This is a genomic window from Moorena sp. SIOASIH (assembly GCF_010671925.1).
In the GTDB taxonomy this organism is placed as follows: Bacteria; Cyanobacteriota; Cyanobacteriia; order Cyanobacteriales; family Coleofasciculaceae; genus Moorena.
Genome location: NZ_JAAHIH010000003.1, coordinates 734,584 through 752,654 on the forward strand (window position 1 = coordinate 734,584; position 18,071 = coordinate 752,654).

The window sequence follows — 18,071 nt, forward strand, 5'->3', positions numbered from 1 at the left end:
TCAACAAAACCAAACTTTTTTGGCCTGCCGTGCAAGCTAAAAACTGGTATTGTATTTCTTGGCTACTCCCTTAGTCCTTTTAACATTGTCAACAGTTAATTGTTAATTGTTAATGAGCTGTTTTGTAAGTATTCAGCCGTCAGCTCTCAGCCGTCAGCCGTCAGCCGTCAGCCGTCAGCCGTCAGCCGTCAGCAGACTTAACTGAGATTAAACGAATGCTTACCTCTTTCATTTAAAAGCACCTCAAGTAGCGTGCGCGTAGCGCATTAGCTGATACGCGACACGCTGATAGCTTACGCTGTTTTGCCTTTTGCCTGCATTATTTTTGCCTAATGTTTCTTTCAGCAAAAAGATGGGAAACCTAATAGTGTGCAATTGTTAAAATAGTCCGAATGGGCTAATTTCTGTAGAGGTTAAAAAGCATGAACATCAAACGATACCAGCTATCAATTATCAGTGCCTGTTTGTTTGCTCTCGTCAGCCCAACTGTGGGTTATTCCCAAGAACCTGAAACTATTCCTGAAGAGGCTGAGACTATTCCTCAAAAACCATTGACTATCCCTGAAGAAGCTGAGAGTATTCTCCAAAATGCTGAGATTGGCTATACACCTGAGTTTATCAATTTTTACATGGGACAATGTGTTGGGAGTAAGGGCTCAGAGGCTCAGGCATTTTGTCAGTGTACCATTGATAAAATACAAGAAAAATACCCCTATGAAGAGTTTCTAAGTATTGGTCTGGAAATTACTGGTGGTGCGGAACCTCCTGAAGATTTCAATAAACTGATTAAGTCCTGTGAAGCTGAGAATTAGTGATTAGGTAAGCTATCAGCGTGTCGCGTATCAGCGTGTCGCGTATCAGCTGATGCGCTATGGGCAGGGTTGAGGAGGAAACCGTTAAGAATAAAACAGGTAAGCATTCGAATAATGCTGAGTTACGTCTCCTGATCAGCTTTTACCCAGACTTTCAATTCTCATTAATCTCGAACTATTAAATTTGACCGTTTGCGCATTGCGCACGCTACGCTGGGTTTATTTTAAGCTGTTCGCGTAGCGTGAGCCTTTGGCTGACGGCTGACGGCTGTTCGCGCAGCGTGCGCGTAGCGCATATGCTTACGTTATTACTCACTACAAAACGGGCAATTTTTGATTATTAATTGCCATTGTTATTATGCCACCACCCTCAGGGCTGTTTCATTTTGGTCGGTTCAGCGAATCGAACAATAGAGAATGAAACAGCCCTGGGTTTATCTTGGGGGTAATCCATTGGCTCCGTTGAGTATACAGTTGACTATCGAGTACGGGGTTGACGGGAAATTTGAGCAATACCATGTCACCCCTATGCTTGTCAGCTCTATTTTACTGAGGTGTCTCTCATAGTAATACTTTCAGGAGTTTTATGCACCAGTAAGACAAATTATACATCATATCATATGATCAGCTCAGAAAAAGTACCCTTAAGGGTACTGCCAAGCTAAGGTTAGATCTGATATTCTATAAAAGGTGTTGATTTTCAGGTGGTCAAGTTAAACACGCTGCTTGAAACTCTCTAGGGTCTTGGATGATCCTAAAATTTGATTATAGGTATGGGTAACTCTAAATAGAAGTCTATAGAGTTAATCACTAAGAAATAATCTCCATAGTTATAGTAGTTTAAGTGTGCAAATCTTGTTTCAAAGTACACCAATTATTGACAGGGTAAATGCATCTAAATTAGAAAACCCTTACTCAGAAATAAATTCCAATTCATACCTAAACCAAAAATCATATTAATTCCATCTCTAGTAGACATTTAAAACTTGGTGCATCTCACTTTTGTAAAGGTGCATAGTTGCGTAGTGGACTGGTACACCTTAAATGTTGCTTTATAAAAATACTAGGATCTAGTTTTAACAAAGGTTTAGCTGAAAAAACTATTGCATTATTTTAGCTGTGCCATTCCAGTAGGGTGCCTTAGGGAGCAGTTCGCCCTCATTTTCTCGGTAGCCAGTGTTAGAACAGTGCGTCCGGAAATATTGATAACGGGCAAGATGCCCGTTCCACCAAGATGCCCGTTCCACCAAGATGCCCGTTCCACCAAGATGCCCGTTCCACCAAGATGCCCGTTCCACCAAGATGCCCGTTCCACCAAGATGCCCGTTCCACCAAGATGCCCGTTCCACCAAGATGCCCGTTCCACCAAGATGCCCGTTCCACCAAGATGCCCGTTCCACCAAGATGCCCGTTCCACCAAGATGCCCGTTCCACCAAGATGCCCGTTCCACCAAGATGCCCGTTCCACCAAGATGCCCGTTCCACCGACCGGGTCAAACAGGTTTAATGAGATGCACCCTTTAAAACTTCAATCCAGCAACGCCAGTAATCTTTATCAAGCCATAATTTTGAGTTCAATTAAAAAAGTATGTTGAGTAATTTTCTGCCAGATGACGTTAGTGAGCAAACTGAAGTTCAAACATCTTTTTTAAAGATTAGAGGGAAAAGTTTAATATTTGGTAATGTTGTGTACCAAATTCATAATATTACAAGTATCGGATTAGTTGATTTGAGCAGGAATGCTACATATAAAAAGCCAATGACCAAGCTTTCTATTGTTTTATTTATTATAATGATAATAGCTTTGGCTACTGTATTGTATGGATTTTCTTCAAACATAATTGTAGTTATAGCTATTGGAGCTTGGTTAATTTATGACTCTAAGAAAACTATAAATAAAAAAATAAAAAAATATGGAATGACTATTTATACAAATAATGGCCTGAATAAAATTTTAGTAAGTAGGGATAAAGAATTTATTCAAAAAGTTATTTTGAGTTTGTATGGTGTGATGAATAGCAATGAACCCAAAGCTATTAATTATAACTTTGATAATAATAAAATTGAAACTTTGGACATGGGAGATATTGCTTATACTATAGTATCAGGTAATGTATCAGGTAATGTATCAGGTAATGTATCAGGTAATGTATCAGGTAATGTATCAGGTAATGTATCAGCTAATGTTGAAGGGGATGTTGTGAGCCGGGTTTAAAAATTATCACACTCTGATTATTGTCAATCTATTCAATGGATTAAGGAGCTCAAAGGTGGAAGATAAATCGATTAAAACTCTTGGTAATAATAATAATAATCCCATTAATGTATCAGGTAATGTATCAGGTAATGTATCAGGTAATGTATCAGGTAATGTATCAGGTAATGTATCAGGTAATGTATCAGGTAATACATATAATAATTCAGAACAGAAGAGGAATCTTGCTGAAGCTGCAAGCGAGATTCAACAACTTCTAGAGCAGCTAGAAAAGTCATATTCCACCGAGACAATTAGTGGAAAGTTGAAAATTACAACTAAAGTCATAGAACATATTGAAAGCAACCCAAAACTGTCCCAGAAGATACTTAGTGCCTTAAAAGCAGGAAGCCTTCAAGCTTTGGCACAACTCCTCAATCATCCCACATCTAGTTTTTTTATTGCTGCTTTGGAAGAATGGGATAAAAACTAGGGCAAATGCATCTAAATTATAGAAGCATTACTTAGAAAAGATTATGAAATTGATGATATAATTATTTTTGCTTATATCATCAATTTCATAATCTAATATTTAGTGCTCAACTCAACCGGGGTTTCTATCGAGTGTAGATTACCTCCTGCCCTTTTTTAACTCTGTCGAACTCACGTTTTTAAAATCAAACCCTGTAAAAAAAACGGCGATTTCCTAACCAGAACGGGCTTTGGCTCCCTCACCCCTGAATTTTAGGGTCAAGAATTAAACAGCCCCCCGATCAAGCTCGGGGGGCTAATAATAATATTTCAGGCAAGCATCAATACCTTAGCCTTTAGTAGTAAAGGCTGCAGTTACCAACGGCTGCGGCTAACACCGTCATTGGGCTTGTGAATGATGAAACTGAGAACTTGGCACTGCTTAACGTTATCAAAACCCACAACCCGGATATAGCAGTCGCGGTATTCAGAGCGACACTCATCCACTTCCGCTAGCACATCTTTAGGTGAGGTAGCCTTGAACAAAGGCAGTTTCCATAATGTCCAGTAGTAAATCTCTGGTTCAGAGCTTTCGTTGAACTCAATCGCAGGGATGTAACCTTCCGCTAAAATGTACTCCACTTGCCGCATAATCTGAGCGTCACTCAGGGGGGGTAAGTAGGAAAGGGTTTCGTAACGACGCTCTTTTGGTAATGTTTTCATAGTTTTTGACTCTGTGTTTGATTCTCTGTTGAAGTATAGGTATGCAATTTTGGGGATAGCAGGTCACGTCTTCGGTTAACCAATTAGGTATCCGAATCAGTTTGCTGTTCAGAATTAGTCGGGTTATCTGGAATAGTGAATTGCGTGATGCGCTCAAGATGCCGACGCCGATGTTCTATATTCGAATGCTGGATAGTAGTGCAAACCATTTCAGGCAAGAACTCGGCCACTTCCTCGGCTATATGTTGCCGCACAGTCATAATCCGCAACGCTAATTCAGGTTTAGCCCGCAGTAATTCCTCAAGATAAGCGTCTCCATCTTGGATACTTTGTTGTGAGGAAAAAGACTGTAGCCAAAGCGCTCGGGGAGGGTCGGTTTCTCTTAACTGGTTTACCACTGTCCGCAGTGCTTGATAGGTCATATAGCTAGCGAGCACCTTGGCTGTATCTTTCGCAACTCGTTTTAAATCCATGGTTGAACCCAGTCTTTTGGAAAAAGTATGAAGTCTAAAGTATGACGTTTCACACTTCAAACTTCACACCTCAAACGGCATCAGACTGTATCCATTGCCTCGAACTCGAACTTGATTTCCTTCCACAGTTCGCAAGCAACTGCCAACTCAGGACTCCACTTAGCAGCTTCCCGGATCACGTCACCACCTTCACGCATCAGGTTACGACCTTCGTTACGAGCTTGGATACAAGCTTCTAGAGCTACCCGGTTTGCAGTAGCACCAGGAGCATTACCCCATGGGTGACCTAGAGTACCACCACCGAATTGTAGGCAAGAATCATCACCAAAGATTTCCACTAGCGCAGGCATGTGCCAAACGTGAATACCACCAGAAGCCACTGGCATTACACCAGGCATGGAAGCCCAATCTTGAGTGAAGTAAATACCCCGTTCGCGGTCTTGCTCAATGTGGTCTTCCCGCATCAGGTCAACGAAGCCCATGGTGATACCTTTCTCACCTTCAAGCTTACCGACTACAGTACCGGAGTGGAGGTGGTCACCACCGGACATGCGTAAGCACTTAGCCAAGACCCGGAAGTGCATACCGTGGTGTTTCTGACGGTCAATCACAGCGTGCATAGCGCGGTGGATGTGCAGCAGAACCCCATTATCACGGCACCAACGAGCCAGAGTGGTGTTGGCGGTAAAGCCACCAGTGAGGTAGTCGTGCATGATGATGGGCATATCGAGGGATTTAGCAAACTCAGCCCGCTTCATCATCTCCTCGCAGGTGGGAGCAGTGACGTTGAGGTAGTGACCTTTGATTTCGCCAGTTTCAGCTTGGGATTTGTGGATTGCGTCTGCTACGAACAGGAAGCGATCGCGCCAGCGCATGAAGGGCTGGGAGTTAATGTTTTCGTCGTCTTTGGTGAAGTCCAGACCACCGCGCAAGCACTCATATACTGCACGACCGTAGTTCTTAGCGGATAGACCTAGCTTGGGCTTAATGGTACAACCAAGCAAAGGACGACCATACTTATTCAACTTGTCCCGCTCTACAACAATCCCGTGGGGCGGTCCTTGGAAGGTCTTGAGGTAAGCAATGGGAATCCGCAAGTCTTCTAAGCGCAGTGCTCGCAGAGCTTTGAAACCAAAAACGTTACCCACGATGGAGGTCAGCATGTTGGTGACTGAGCCTTCTTCAAACAGATCCAGTGGGTAGGCAATAAAGCAGATGAACTGGTTGTCTTCCCCACGTACTGGTTCGATGTCGTAGCAACGACCTTTGTAACGGTCTAGGTCAGTCAGCAAGTCAGTCCAAACTGTTGTCCAGGTACCCGTAGAAGACTCAGCTGCAACCGCTGCACCGGCTTCTTCCGGAGGTACACCAGGCTGCGGTGTTACGCGAAAGGCTGCCAAAATATCCGTATCTTTTGGAGTATAATCTGGCGTATAATAGGTTAATTTATAGTCTTTTACACCGGCATCGTAGCCAGCTTTTGTCTGAGTCCTGGTTGATGAGTAAGACATGCGTTGCTTCCTTAGGAACTACTGAATGTTGCTATCGCTAGAACAGATTTTCTTTTCTTAGTGTTGTGTGTTGCTCCTAGCTAAGAGAACAAACAACCCATCTAGGCTTGTGGTCTAAGCCTGAAGAAGGGCACAACACTGATTCCACAATCACCTGTTTGTGGCTAATGTTGCCGATTACCTGTAGCTTTACTTACTAACCCCACCGCTCCGCTGATTAGTCCACGGTTGCTAGTGGGTCAAGTCGCTAAGGCAATTCAGAATTTCTTAATCATTTTGAAATATAGCAGGTAATTGGATCACTTGAACCTCAAATATTCTTTAGGAATGTATCAGCTCCTCTTATAACGTGACGAAATGTAACTATTTCTCACACTTTTGTCACAAAAACCATAAAATTGACTATAATTGGTTGCTTGACTAAGGTTGGGCAGCGGGGTTAGAAAAGAAAACCAGATAAATAAAACTTGAACAGTTGCGCGATAGATCGTGAGGGCGCAACCATTGCGCCCCGACAATCGCCCCTAAAATTAGGACCCGTGCAACGGATGCAAGGGTAAGTCCTGATCAACTAAAGGCTTAATCAAGATGGTGGAAATAATGGCATGGTTAACTAATTGGTTAACTAACCGGATAACTAACCGGTTAACTAACCGTATCGGCCTGGTAGTCAGTGCTACACTGCTGGGGCAAATCTTACCTGTGTCAATCCCAGACAGTGAGCCAAACAACTATTTATCATATTTTTCAACAGCGATCGCTCAGACACAGTTATCCACTGACTCTGTAAACAAAGAGGTATCCCCCCCCACCTCCCTGAGAAACCCTCCGCCTCCCACTAGACCTTTGCCTGATCAACGCCTCAGGCAAGAAACCCAGCCCCTGCCAGCGGATTTTCGGGTGTCTGCGTTGCAACCGGATTTTACGGGTGAGCTTTGGGTGGGCTCTTGGCTAGGATTAACTAGAATTGACCCCAATACTGGAAAAATCCGCACTCGCCTCAGTCTGCCGAATTACACTGTTGGTGCTATAACTCAAGACCGGGTAGGGCGGATTTGGGTAGGAACCTATGAAGGACTATTGCGTATAGACCCCCGTAATAATGAAATTAATGCCCAAAACTATACCTTACCGTCTAATAATGTGTTGTCTTTGTTGATTGACACTCGTGGCTATCTTTGGGTGGGAAGCGATCGCGGTCTGGCTCTGATTAGCCCTGACCAGGGATTGTTGATGACAACATTACAAAAATTACCCGGTGTCAGTGCCAATGCTCTGACCCTAGATGAAGAGGGTCAGCTGTGGGTGGGGACTCTAGAAGGGCTAGTGCGAGTGGATACTGCTAGTGCTTTTGTGATTGCTCGCATCAAGGATTTACCAGGAAACACGGTACAAACCTTGACCCGAGGACCGGAGGGAATGCTATGGGCTGGCACTCCTAATAGTTTACTGGTGATTAACCCAGACACTTACGAAGTGTTCAGGTCTGTAACTCCCCTAAGAGGACGTAATGTCACTGCTGTGCAGTTTGATCTAGATGGTAATGTTTGGGTTGGTACGGATAATGGCTTATTTAAAATTAAACGAGACAGTGGAGAAGTGTTGGCTAAACTAGGCAAGCTACCCTCTAGTCGTATTCTGGCATTAGCTCCTAATACTGGTAACAAGTTGTGGATCGGAACTTCGGAAGGACTAGCTTGGGTGAGCATGACTACAGGTCGCATCGAGCCCCATTTGGGCTTTGTTAGAGAGATTCCAGGTAGCTTTTAGATGTAGCTTTTAGCTTCCAAACCATCGACTCTAAGTAATTGACACTCCCCGCCCTGGAAGGACGGGGATTCTTGATTCAACGAGATGACTTGTTCAACCAGGCCGGAGCCAGGAAAAATAGAGGTCTCCTCTCCCCAAGCGTAGAGGGTCTATGACCCAGGTTTCGGTGTGCCCCACCGTACCTTGTCTTGATGCAAAGCGCGAGTGGGGGAAACCCCCGTGAGGCCACTGCATCGCTTTTTTTTTATATAGATAGATAGATACTTTTTTAATCTAATTTTTTTCATAGACGTAAAGAGTCGTTAGACCAAATTACGCAATATGCATCTGATACATATTTTTTACGTTGCCTACTTATTTTTAGATAGTATTTATCTAGCTTTTTAGTTTTTTATTTATCATATAATCATAACACGCTCTGTGAAAACTGTCAAGTTTTAGCTGAAAAATAAAGCCGTCCTATAAGGACGGGGCGCGATTACCCAATTTTTTCGGTAAACCCTAAGTGAGTGCGATCGCGAAGCGTGACCAAAGGTCAATCGCAAAAATTGACGGTCCGATCAGCACCTTTGATTAAGGCCTATTCAGCTGAGAGTGCATCACAGTTAATGTTTCTGCTAGTTGACTGAGGCGATCTTCGAGGTATTTTTTCCGAATTAATAGTTGTCGCAATTTTTGATAACGAGCGATTGCCATGCTCACACTGGGAACCTGATCTGCTGGACAAGACCTTGACCAAGATTGACCCTGCTCATCCAAGCCACAAAGACGGTAACCAGTACGAGGAGATTGATACGTAACATTAGTATTCGATTCCTCAACCCCTTCATCCACATAGTCCATCATCCGGTCACCATTGGCTAGTCTTACGGTTCCTATGGCATCTTGGGGTTGACTCGCTTGAGATTCTAACCAGCCATCAACAATTGGTCCTTCTAAGTATAGGTCTTGAATTTGCCGGAGGATTTTGTGCAGTTCCTGCTGCCAACCCAGAACAATTCCCTCAATGTCTTGCAACAGATTCATGGCCAAAGCTGGGTTAGCACCATGGCGATGGTTTCCCAGTTTAGGGTATTTCAATCTAGGCAGAGTCGGTATCTTCTGTTCATCCTGGCGAGTAGGGAACGGTTGTACTGCCATAGAGAAAGAAGGTTCCTTTTTAGTTCTACGACTTACTACACCTGCTTGTTGGTGATTAGTTTGATCAGCCACAGTTGGGGATGGTTGTGATGAATCAGTGGCACTAGCTTTTGCTAACTGATTTAGTGTTGTCTCGATCCGTCGCAATTTTGATTTCATGAAGACTGATTTGAGGAAATATAGTTGATTTGAAGGGGGAAGATGCCCATTATTGAACTATAAGCTTTATTAATTTTCGCGCAATGGCAATATAACTCCCAATAGCCTTGAATAGTACCAAATTTACCAGTACCAAATTGAGCAGTAATTTAATTTTAGTCACCGGGCCATCCAGGTCTGGCAAAAGCGAGTGGGCAGAAACCCTCGCGATGCAGACTGGCAAATCGGTAATATACGTCGCTACTGCCACAACCAACCCGGATGATCCAGAGTGGCTTGCCCGGATTGAAAAACATCAGCAGCGACGCCCCAGTTCATGGACAACCCTTTTGGTACCACTGGACTTGGCAGCAACAATTACCAAATATTCTGACATCAATCACTGCCTGTTAGTAGATTCTCTAGGAACCTGGGTTGCCAATTGCCTAGAACAGGATGATACCGTTTGGCACCAAACGTTACAAAGCTTATGGAATAGTTTGACCCAGGTTAAAGGTTCTGTAATTTTTGTTGCAGAAGAGGCTGGCTGGGGAGTGATTCCAGCTTATCCTATGGGTAGGGCGTTTCGCGATCGCTTGGGAAATGTGGTGCGTTATTTGGGGCACTTGGCTAATCCAGTCTACTTAGTCACCGGTGGTCATGTGCTTAATCTCAGTACTCTGGGTCAACCATTACCCTATAATGGTAATGTTGGCCAATCACCTCAAACCTAATCCAATCCATGGCAAGAGGGGGAAGAGACCAGCAGTGGGGATTAAAAATAACTCCTAACAAATAACTACTAACAAAGCCATGGCATCTGAACAACAAGTCAAACGCTATCTCACCTACTGGTTCCAGTTAGGCAAAAAAGTTGTGATGCATAATGGTTTTTTAGCTATGCAGCCACAATCAGTCACAAATGGCAAGCACTACAGCCAAGAATTTGAAACGATTTGGCAGCTAGTCATTTCACCAGAGACTGGTGATTGTTACCTGGAAGGAACTGAGGAAGCAATTGCGGATTTATTAACACCCAAGTGGGATATACTGCCTTGTTCCCGTTGTGATATGCCTGTACCCATTAAAACCGCTGGCATACCACCAACCTGTTGTCCCTGTTTTGATCTACCCACATGGCCCAACACAGAATTGCCAGCACCACGAGATCCAGTGTGTAGTCAAACCAAACTAAGAGGGATTTGCGATCGCTTAAACAAAATTACTGAGAATGGAAACAAATAAAATACCAGTTTTTAGCTTGTAGGGTTGCCAAAAAAAAGTTTGGTTATTTTGATAATTGCTAGATAGAAGACTTTGATTTAATTGTGTGATTTAATCAAAGTGAAAGATTTCACTAAAAGCGATTAGTTTAATTGCCGCATATGGGGCAGATAAACTCCCCCATATGCTAGTGCTTTAGAAAGTTGAGGAGATCACAGAGTTTTCAGATACTCAATCAAGGCTTTCTTATCCTGTTCAGGTAAATCAGTTCCATAAAGATGTCCTTGGTTACCGTTAGCTATAACACTAGTATCGTATCTGAAACCCTCCTTCTCAGCGTTGGCTCCCTCCGAGACAAAGCCGACTTTTTCCGGATCATAGACATCATATCCCCGGTAAAATACCTTCGTCCGGTTCTCAGGAGTTTCTAGTAGGTTTGTTAGGTTAGGCACCGAACCATTATGGAGATAAGGAGCTCTGAGCCAAAGTCCATCAAGGGCTACTGCCACATAACCATTAGTCTTACGCAGGTAGTCAAAGTCCCATTCATAGCCTTCAGCGTACTCATTATAAGCATCAGCTGCTTCCTGAGTCCACATATCTAAGCGGTTGCGGTCAGTACCAATCTCATCGATCTCAATAACAGTTCCTGTCCGTTCTCCACCAAAAGCATGGCAGGATGCACAGGTATTGGTAAAAATCTCACTACCTTTTGCTGCCAATGTCTGATTAACCTCAAAAGGATATGGGGGAGGAGGTAATTCAGTAATATAATCTTCTACCCGCTTTAAACCTTCGATATTAATCGACTTCCTAGTAGCACCATCACCGATTGCCCCAGTCTGGATGGTTTCCCTCAGTGACGTTTCTAAGCCATCCCAATGATAGGCAAATCCTTCATGCATCTTTTGATTCCAAATCGACATCATGTCGGAGTTGTCAACAGAATCATCTAGAGGTTGCTCTAAGTATCTAAACTTGCCAGGGTTGAATGGAGAGATCCGACCAGGTCCCCAGTCGGGACGGGAATCCATCCACGCATATCCTTCCCCAAGTTCGAGAATTGATTTCCTAGTTTGAGGAATAATTACATAGCGATAAAGTAGTTTATCAAACCAAGAAAGTTCATAATTGTATCCAATTTCTCCAAGAATATAGTCGGCTGTAAATCGTGGATCATTGGCACAAGCTTGCAGAAATCGGAGGTAGCCTTGAGAATCAAACTTACTTGACGGTCCTCCTAAAATAATGGTAGGTTTATCTTTAGGATTTTCGCGAAATGTAGCAGTATGACAGGAAGCACAGGTTAGGCCCTGACGGGGAAAACCAATAGTTTTTTTAGAAAAGCCAATGGGCAATTCTTTCCCCTCTTCCCAGGTAATTCCCAAAGACGTATAACCACCCGGTCTTGGTAGTTGATCGGGAAATATCCGGGGAAGCACCAGCCAAATTAAATACGGTACACCTTCAGCCTTTTCTGTGCCAATGGAACCATACTTGAAGTGTTCTTCTGGCGACTCATAATCGTAATAGGTGGGAGGATTGGGGTCTTCTCGAAATAGGTTGTACCATCCCACGTAGGCTACAACTCCAGCCAGCAAGAAAATACTAATCACAATCGTTATTAGTATTTTCCCTAATTTCGTCTTCACCATTTCCATAACGTTATTTTTCTCCCTACTGCTAGATAGTGCTGAGTGCAGTGCTAGGTGATAAGTATCACTATTTACGAAAAGTTAGGAGAATCCCTTGGCTATTTTTGAAATAAGGGGTTGTCCAGTTTGCAGGGCAAGGAATAATAGAATTCCTTGGATAACTGCGAAGAAAAGGTCAACCAAAGCGATACTCAGAAATCCTAGATCTTGACCAAATAACAAGACAGCGGTTATAAAAAACGTAGCTCCACCACCTCGTGTGACCAATATCGACATCCAAGCTGTTGCTTTATAGCGATAGGGATCCATGGCACCAGGAATGTATAAAATACTGATTTCCAGCAACAGCAATCCTGCAGCACGTACCCAGATAATCGGCACTGGGATTTGCATTTTTAATAACGAAAGCATGACTTCTGGGAAGAAGCATAAGGGAATGACAAAAAACACCACATTGATAATGATGCCAAGCCATACCACACGACCAAACCATTTAGCGTAAGCGTTCATTGAACCTCTTTGTTGAATCTATTTGTTGTCAAAAATTTTGTTTTACACAAAAAAATGTGTCCAGTTATCCCTTATTAAAGGGTCTTCATGTACTCCACTAAGGCATCTTTGGCTTCTGGAGATAGGTCAGTTCCATACAGGTGACCACTCTTGAAATTGCCAGGAATTTCTGTATCAATCTTAAAGAATTCCTTGGTATTATCCTCGGCTACATCGGAAACAAAACCAACCTTTTCCTGATCGAAAACATCATCACCCCGATAGAATTCTTTGGGTCGGTTTTCGGGGGTTTCCAACAAGTCTCTGAGAGTTGGTACTGAACCATTGTGTAAATAGGGAGCTCTTAGCCAAATTCCATCTAGGGGCACATTGGCATAGCCATTGGTCTTGCGGAAATGTTTGAAACGCCTTGGTGTGCCTACAAAGAGGGTATTTTGGTTAGAAAGCAGTTCATAGGTGTAGGAATCCAGACGATATCGGTCTGTACCAATTTCTTCAATAGGTGTTACCTTGCCAACCTTTGAACCACCAAAAGCATGGCAGCTGGCGCAGTTGTTTTGATAAATTGGCTTACCCACTGCTGCCAAATTCTGGTTAATCTCATAGGGATAGGGCGGGGGTGGTAATTCCCACAGCCAATCAGCAACCCGTTGAATCCCATCCAAATCTACGGTGGTTGGTGTCACCCCTGCACCCAAAGCAGCGCTCAGGTTCCGCTCATCCACCGAGTCGTTATCACCATCCCAGTGCAACTGCAAACCCTCACGAGGCTTCTGATTCCAGATCGAGGGAAAATCTGCACCACCAATCAGTTCATCAGGGTCTAACTGATCCATCGGGAAGCGAAATTGCAGGGATTTATAGGGATTAAAAGTATCCACCCGCCCGGGACCGCGATCAGGTTGGTTATTTAAAAAGGCGAGTAGGCTACCCTGAGCCATTAAAGCATCCCGAGTCTGGGGAATAACCAGGTAGCGATAAATCAATTTCTGGATCGGGTTGAACTTTTCCCCTTGGGCTGCAATCTCTGCCAAAATCCGGTTAGCGTTGAATCGTGGATCAAATGCTACTTCGGAGATTAACTTGATGTAGCCCGATAGATCGACCGTATTGGAAGGCATGGTGGTGATTACCCGGGGTGTACTATCGCGGGTATCTCGCAGTGTACCAGCATGGCAAACTGCACAATTTAAACCAACACGGTCAACGAACATCCGACGCTTTGAAAAGCCAATGGGTCTGTCTTGCCCTGGTTCATAGATAAAGCCTAATGAAGCATAACCCTCACCGGGTAGCTTATCTGGAAAAATTGCTGGCAGTACTTTCCAGATCCAGTAGGGAACTCCATTCACTGGCTCGCTGCCGATGGAACCATACTTAAAGTGGTCGTTAATATCTGCATATCTAACTGGGGAGTTGGATATCAACGGCCAAGCGATGACTAGGGTGATGACCAGTACAACTCCGATAATAAGAAGCCAAAACCGCTTTAAGCTTTTTAAAGCACCCTTGAGTAGGGTTGGGTTTTCTGATTCACTCATAAGTTTCTTAGCTGTGATCTATAAAATAGTGCGTCAGTGTTCAGTGCTCAGTCCTCAATAAATCAGGACTTACCCTTGTATCCAAAAATGAACGCCATTTGTAGGGGTACACAGCCGTGCCCCCTCAACCTATGTACCTTGACACTCCCCGGCCTAAAGGCGCGGGGATTCTTGCTTCATAGACCCGGCTTGCTCAACCTGGTCGGAACCAAGAACAGTAGAGGCCAAATCTCCGCAAGCGTTCGGATCAATGATCCAAGTTCCGACATGCCCTGCCGTACTTAAAGCTCTTTCGAGGATGTTTATTGCAGCGTTGTGGTCTCTATCTAATTGGCAACCACATTTGCAGGTGTGAGTCCTAGTCGATAAGGACTTTTTCACTACCTCGCTACACTGGGAACAATTTTGGCTTGTGTAGGCAGGGTTAACTGCAACAGTGCTCCTGCCGAACTTAGTACCAAAATGCTCCAACCATTTCCGAAATTGATACCAACCTGCATCATTAATAGACTTAGCAAGACAGTGGTTTTTAACCAAATTTTTTACCCTTAAATCTTCGTAGGCGACCAAGTCATTAGATTGGATTACGCAACGCGCCAGTCTCTTGGCGTGTTCTTCACGCTGCCTACTTATTTTAAGGTGTGCTCTGCCTAGTTTATTAATAGCTTTACTACGGTTGGATGAGCCTTTCTTTTTCCGAAAAAATCGACGTTGATAAAACTTTAAGCGTTTTTCACCTGTTCGATAAAAACGAGGGTTAGGTTCGACATTCCCATCAGAATCTGTATAAAAGTTCTTTAGCCCAACATCTAGGCCAACAGTATTTCCAGTTGGTTTTAGTTTTTCGTTAATTTCAACTGAAACACAGAACTGAACATAGTACCCGTCAGCTCGTCGGACTATCCGAACCCGCTTAATTTGCTTCTTATCGAAGCGCCATACATGCCATTTACCTTTGAGTTTGAGTTTTCCGATACCCTTTTTATCGCTAAATATGATCGACTTATTGTCGGGGGATAACTTCCAACCAGACTGCTTATACTCAACTGAGCGACAGTGCTTCTGGAACTTAGGAAAGCCCTTTTTGCCAGGTACTTTTTTCTGGCAATTGTCGTAGAAACGGGCGATTGATGACCATGCCCTCTCAGCAGCCGCTTGACGGGCAGTAGAGTTCAGTTCATTAGCAAATGAGAATTGTTTAGCCAAGACCTTGCAGTATTTGCTAAGGTCATACTTTCCCGTTCCTTTGTTGTCCATCCATAGCCTGATGCAGCTATTGCGGATAAATCTAACCGTCCGAATAGCCTCATCAATGGCTTGGTATTGGTGCTTTTTGCCGTAGGCTTTGAACTCAATTATGATCATCGGATATCGACCTTCTCCGTTACTGTTTTATAGTACCACAGCCAGCGACAAAGTTTGAATTATTATCAGATATTTTCTTCATGGCGCGTCAAGCCGCTGAAGCGCCTTCATCCCGGAGATGAAACCTTAGAAGAGGGTCGCCTTACTACATGCATATTTAACCCTTAACTCACAGACTGCCAACTATAAAGGCGACCCTCTTCTTGCAGTAACTTCTGACCCGGTCTAAAGACACGGGGCTTTCGGCTTGGGGGATTTTTGTAAAGAAACATTTCTGTTTCTTAGAAGAGGTTTTTATTCTTCGTTGTTGACAAAGATAATCAAGAATTAGGAGAATGGCGGTGGGTCAAATACAGTCATCACCTGTTTAATCATTTTGTCGTGGTCGTCATTATATCGGCGCACATCGTAGCAGCCTAGAGGGTTTTGTAGGGCATTGAACAAGCACCTGTTGCAGTAGGTGCAGGGTCGGTCTGGCAGGTCTTTTCCTTGCTGAAACTGCTGGACTAGGTCATTATTAGCAACCAGAGGACGGGCGATACTAACTGCATCACAGAATCCTTCACTAATCGCCTCGCGGATGTAAGATGCTTGCTGAAAACCTCCCGTGCAGATGACTGGGATATTCACATGCTTTTTGATTTCCCTAGCATCACTGATGCTAATACCTTGGTATTTATCTAGGAGTTCTTGCATGGTTTGACTTGATACAAACTCCCGGAAGGAGTCGTCCAAGGCTTTATCCTGTACATCTTTGCCGATAATCGGCTGAGTCCGATCCTTTCTGTAAACTCGGTTCCATAAGAACAAGAAGAGGGGAAATAGGAATCGATACCGGAACAGTAAGTAATTGCGGAAGGTATAGATACCGCTTCCGAGCATGATCTCGTACCATCGGGATGCTTCGTCCTGGGGAAACTCACCGGGTGGGTTCAACGGGTGGGGAAATAAGCTTCCAGTGGATATATGAAGCGCATCTGCTCCAGCTTCCTCCACCCACTTGCAGATTTGGATAGAGTCTTCCAGGGTATTTCCAGGCTTGTCCCAAGGAATCACAGCATCGTTGTATTCCACTGCACTGATTTTTGCCTGGAGGTGAAAATCATTTCCTACCTCTTTGCGTATTGCCTGGATAATCTCCAGCAAGAAACGAGCTCGATTTTCCAGAGAACCGCCATACTCATCCTTGCGGTCGTTGATGCCTGAACTCAAAAATTGGGTAATCAGATAGCCATTGGCACTGTGCAGTTCTACGCCATCAAGTCCTGCCTCACGAGCTCGTCTGGCACCATCAGCGAATGCCTGAATCATTTCCTTGATTTCCTTGCGTGTCATTGCCTGACACTCCAGCCCATGAAATGACTCAGTTTCACTGGTTGAACTAAGACCCTTATTATACAAATTCTCCACACCACCAACATCCCGCTGACGACCAGAGTGGCTCAGTTGCATCAAAAACTTACAGTCATATTCATGAACTTTCTCGCCCACCTTGCGCCAGAAAGGAATTCGATCATCCCGGTCAATCGTGGCATAGTTAGGTAAAATTCGTCCTCGGATTTGGACGGGTGTAAAGGAAGAGACGATTGCACCGACGCCGCCTCGGGCAAATTTCTCTTCCCAATTGATCCGTGCCTGGTTACCGGAACCATCATAGTTGTCAAATCGACCAGAGATATTAGAACGAAAGATCCGATTCTTTAGGGTCAAGTTCCGGAACTCCAAAGGTTCAAAAATTATATCCTTTTCCATTTGATTTAGTTGAATCTTGGCTTTTGTTGGAATAAAGCAAGCTACAAGCTCAATGCCTAGCATTCCAGATGCTGGCCGAATATTTTTTTAGGAAAACTATTTAATGCTCTTATTGAGAGTAAATAACAATAAGGATGTCATTTGTCTTTTGTCCTTTCTATTTTGTGACGATTATTTGGTCTGATGCCCGATTCTCTGCTATGCGCTGTCCCTAGGCTAGGAATAAATTACTGTCAGTGACTATCCCCTTTGACCCCATCCCCTTGCTTTAGGTTGGGGGAGGAGTCATTGAACTATCACAAATTTGTATAAGGGCGTTTGTTCGCCAATTTTGGGTAAGTCCTGACAAAATATTGCTCCCCAGTTGGATCTTGTTAAGTCTCTCCTCGAAAAACTATAATTTCCAACACTTTCCATTATGACTTGACGACCATTGATATTTCAGGATTATTAAGTTTTTTAACAACAATCCGGTTTTGGAAAAGCTCCCTGTGAGGATAACTATCAAGGCAATAGAGAGATTTTTGGCAGCTGAACCACCTACCTCAGCTAGCGCCCCCATTCTCCCTAAATTTCTCAAAAGTATGCTATACCTCAACTAGAGTCCCTCTGTGTGCTTCATTGGTTTGATTTTTCATTGCCCTAGGATCTGGTGATCTGCTTAAAATGTAATTTAAGTTACAACTACTAGTGGATAACTATAACCTACATAGCATTTCCATTTGAGTTGTGAACATAATCCCTTAGGGAAAGGCAAGAGGCAAGAGGCATGCATGCTAGAGGTAATCAAGT

Annotated in this window: 16 protein-coding genes; 6 read left to right on the forward strand and 10 right to left on the reverse strand. The window is 43.7% G+C overall.

Annotation, left to right across the window (positions count from 1 at the left end):
* Positions 1 to 422: 422 nt before the first annotated feature.
* Positions 423 to 812, forward strand: coding sequence for a hypothetical protein (locus tag F6J90_RS18510; protein WP_293096537.1), 390 nt, complete (start codon positions 423 to 425; stop codon positions 810 to 812).
* A 1,100-nt stretch (positions 813 to 1,912) separates the two neighbouring features.
* Here F6J90_RS18510 and F6J90_RS18515 read toward each other — a convergent pair.
* Positions 1,913 to 2,263 (reverse strand): hypothetical protein, encoded by a 351-nt coding sequence (locus F6J90_RS18515; RefSeq protein WP_293096540.1) that lies wholly within the window; start codon positions 2,261 to 2,263, stop codon positions 1,913 to 1,915.
* A 137-nt stretch (positions 2,264 to 2,400) separates the two neighbouring features.
* Between F6J90_RS18515 and F6J90_RS18520 the strand changes: the two genes are divergently transcribed.
* Complete coding sequence (locus F6J90_RS18520) at positions 2,401 to 3,027, forward strand: DUF6232 family protein (protein WP_293096543.1); 627 nt, start codon at positions 2,401 to 2,403, stop codon at positions 3,025 to 3,027.
* A 55-nt stretch (positions 3,028 to 3,082) separates the two neighbouring features.
* Positions 3,083 to 3,499: a hypothetical protein gene (locus tag F6J90_RS18525; protein ID WP_293096546.1), complete on the forward strand. Its 417-nt coding sequence runs from the start codon at positions 3,083 to 3,085 to the stop codon at positions 3,497 to 3,499.
* 353 nt (positions 3,500 to 3,852) lie between these two features.
* Here the strand turns inward: F6J90_RS18525 and F6J90_RS18530 are convergent, their stop codons facing one another.
* The 3 genes from F6J90_RS18530 to F6J90_RS18540 all read right to left on the reverse strand — a co-directional run bounded on the left by F6J90_RS18530 (position 3,853) and on the right by F6J90_RS18540 (position 6,184).
* Positions 3,853 to 4,200 carry a ribulose bisphosphate carboxylase small subunit gene (locus tag F6J90_RS18530; protein WP_293096549.1) on the reverse strand — a complete coding sequence of 116 codons (348 nt, stop codon included), beginning with the start codon at positions 4,198 to 4,200 and terminating at the stop codon, positions 3,853 to 3,855.
* An 83-nt stretch (positions 4,201 to 4,283) separates the two neighbouring features.
* On the reverse strand, positions 4,284 to 4,673 hold the full coding sequence (locus F6J90_RS18535) for a chaperonin family protein RbcX (RefSeq protein WP_293096551.1): 390 nt from the start codon (positions 4,671 to 4,673) through the stop codon (positions 4,284 to 4,286).
* Between the two features lie 80 nt (positions 4,674 to 4,753).
* Entirely contained in the window at positions 4,754 to 6,184 is a 1,431-nt protein-coding gene (locus F6J90_RS18540) for a form I ribulose bisphosphate carboxylase large subunit (protein ID WP_293096554.1), read from the reverse strand.
* A gap of 600 nt (positions 6,185 to 6,784) precedes the next feature.
* Here F6J90_RS18540 and F6J90_RS18545 point away from each other — a divergent pair.
* Positions 6,785 to 7,954, forward strand: a complete 1,170-nt coding sequence (locus tag F6J90_RS18545; RefSeq protein ID WP_293096557.1) for a two-component regulator propeller domain-containing protein — start codon at positions 6,785 to 6,787, stop codon at positions 7,952 to 7,954.
* Between the two features lie 573 nt (positions 7,955 to 8,527).
* On the opposite strand, the gene F6J90_RS18550 is transcribed toward F6J90_RS18545, so the two are convergent.
* A complete protein-coding gene (locus tag F6J90_RS18550) occupies positions 8,528 to 9,253 on the reverse strand; it encodes a hypothetical protein (protein WP_293096560.1) in 726 nt (241 codons plus the stop codon).
* A 137-nt stretch (positions 9,254 to 9,390) separates the two neighbouring features.
* On the opposite strand from F6J90_RS18550, the gene cobU reads away from it, so the two are divergent.
* Both cobU and F6J90_RS18560 read left to right on the forward strand, forming a co-directional pair.
* Positions 9,391 to 9,966, forward strand: coding sequence for a bifunctional adenosylcobinamide kinase/adenosylcobinamide-phosphate guanylyltransferase (gene cobU / locus F6J90_RS18555; protein WP_293096563.1), 576 nt, complete (start codon positions 9,391 to 9,393; stop codon positions 9,964 to 9,966).
* Positions 9,967 to 10,045: 79 nt separating this feature from the next.
* Positions 10,046 to 10,477, forward strand: a complete 432-nt coding sequence (locus tag F6J90_RS18560; protein WP_293096566.1) for a hypothetical protein — start codon at positions 10,046 to 10,048, stop codon at positions 10,475 to 10,477.
* A 191-nt stretch (positions 10,478 to 10,668) separates the two neighbouring features.
* On the opposite strand, the gene F6J90_RS18565 is transcribed toward F6J90_RS18560, so the two are convergent.
* From F6J90_RS18565 to F6J90_RS18585, 5 genes are all read right to left on the reverse strand, one after another.
* Positions 10,669 to 12,117 (reverse strand): c-type cytochrome, encoded by a 1,449-nt coding sequence (locus F6J90_RS18565; RefSeq protein WP_293096569.1) that lies wholly within the window; start codon positions 12,115 to 12,117, stop codon positions 10,669 to 10,671.
* Positions 12,118 to 12,192: 75 nt separating this feature from the next.
* A complete protein-coding gene (locus F6J90_RS18570; protein ID WP_293096572.1) occupies positions 12,193 to 12,621 on the reverse strand; it encodes a hypothetical protein in 429 nt (142 codons plus the stop codon).
* A 74-nt stretch (positions 12,622 to 12,695) separates the two neighbouring features.
* Complete coding sequence (locus tag F6J90_RS18575) at positions 12,696 to 14,162, reverse strand: c-type cytochrome (protein ID WP_293096575.1); 1,467 nt, start codon at positions 14,160 to 14,162, stop codon at positions 12,696 to 12,698.
* Between the two features lie 153 nt (positions 14,163 to 14,315).
* Entirely contained in the window at positions 14,316 to 15,527 is a 1,212-nt protein-coding gene (locus F6J90_RS18580) for a transposase (RefSeq protein ID WP_293096578.1), read from the reverse strand.
* A 327-nt stretch (positions 15,528 to 15,854) separates the two neighbouring features.
* Positions 15,855 to 17,279 (reverse strand): NADH:flavin oxidoreductase, encoded by a 1,425-nt coding sequence (locus F6J90_RS18585; RefSeq protein ID WP_293096581.1) that lies wholly within the window; start codon positions 17,277 to 17,279, stop codon positions 15,855 to 15,857.
* Positions 17,280 to 18,071: the final 792 nt, after the last annotated feature.

What these genes read in the sequence shown, in the direction of transcription:
- F6J90_RS18575 (WP_293096575.1), bottom strand. Translation starts at nt 14,162, where the DNA reads ATGAGTGAATCAGAAAACCCAACCCTACTCAAGGGTGCTTTAAAAAGC.
- F6J90_RS18540 (WP_293096554.1), bottom strand. Translation starts at nt 6,184, where the DNA reads ATGTCTTACTCATCAACCAGGACTCAGACAAAAGCTGGCTACGATGCC.
- F6J90_RS18585 (WP_293096581.1), bottom strand. Translation starts at nt 17,279, where the DNA reads ATGGAAAAGGATATAATTTTTGAACCTTTGGAGTTCCGGAACTTGACC.
- F6J90_RS18530 (WP_293096549.1), bottom strand. Translation starts at nt 4,200, where the DNA reads ATGAAAACATTACCAAAAGAGCGTCGTTACGAAACCCTTTCCTACTTA.
- F6J90_RS18565 (WP_293096569.1), bottom strand. Translation starts at nt 12,117, where the DNA reads ATGGAAATGGTGAAGACGAAATTAGGGAAAATACTAATAACGATTGTG.
- F6J90_RS18560 (WP_293096566.1), top strand. Translation starts at nt 10,046, where the DNA reads ATGGCATCTGAACAACAAGTCAAACGCTATCTCACCTACTGGTTCCAG.
- F6J90_RS18535 (WP_293096551.1), bottom strand. Translation starts at nt 4,673, where the DNA reads ATGGATTTAAAACGAGTTGCGAAAGATACAGCCAAGGTGCTCGCTAGC.
- F6J90_RS18510 (WP_293096537.1), top strand. Translation starts at nt 423, where the DNA reads ATGAACATCAAACGATACCAGCTATCAATTATCAGTGCCTGTTTGTTT.
- F6J90_RS18545 (WP_293096557.1), top strand. Translation starts at nt 6,785, where the DNA reads ATGGCATGGTTAACTAATTGGTTAACTAACCGGATAACTAACCGGTTA.
- F6J90_RS18580 (WP_293096578.1), bottom strand. Translation starts at nt 15,527, where the DNA reads ATGATCATAATTGAGTTCAAAGCCTACGGCAAAAAGCACCAATACCAA.
- F6J90_RS18520 (WP_293096543.1), top strand. Translation starts at nt 2,401, where the DNA reads ATGTTGAGTAATTTTCTGCCAGATGACGTTAGTGAGCAAACTGAAGTT.
- F6J90_RS18550 (WP_293096560.1), bottom strand. Translation starts at nt 9,253, where the DNA reads ATGAAATCAAAATTGCGACGGATCGAGACAACACTAAATCAGTTAGCA.
- F6J90_RS18570 (WP_293096572.1), bottom strand. Translation starts at nt 12,621, where the DNA reads ATGAACGCTTACGCTAAATGGTTTGGTCGTGTGGTATGGCTTGGCATC.